Consider the following 362-nt stretch of genomic DNA (forward strand, 5'->3'; position numbering starts at 1 on the left):
CTCCCTAACATCCTTGGGCGCCCTGCAATAACTCGCTCCATGACTCCAGAGAGTTTTTCTATATTGAAACCATCATAGATGCGCTTCACAGAATAAAGCTCTTGGTTTGCTTCAGATGCTAATTTATCCTGAATATCCCTAATATGTTCATAAGAAAATGGCAAATCTGAAATACGCTCAATTAATCGGTCTCTCCCCATCTCTTTTGGAAGTATTATGCCTCGTTTAAAAACCAATTTCCTTAAAGCCGTATCTGACATCTTCTGTTTGTTTGAGTGCAAAGCAGTAAATATATCACTTTCGTTTGAAAATAATGTTGCCTGGTACTTATTCATAAAAATGACACCTGTTTTCAGTAGTTG

General features: G+C 37.3%; 1 pseudogene. It reads right to left on the reverse strand.

What is annotated here, in order from left to right:
* Positions 1-335 (reverse strand): annotated as a pseudogene (locus AACS18_RS23560) (hypothetical protein); the annotation flags it as partial.
* Positions 336-362 lie beyond the last annotated feature (27 nt).

The sequence above is a fragment of the Aeromonas sp. HMWF015 genome (assembly GCF_963878965.1).
In the GTDB taxonomy this organism is placed as follows: Bacteria; Pseudomonadota; Gammaproteobacteria; order Enterobacterales; family Aeromonadaceae; genus Aeromonas; species Aeromonas veronii.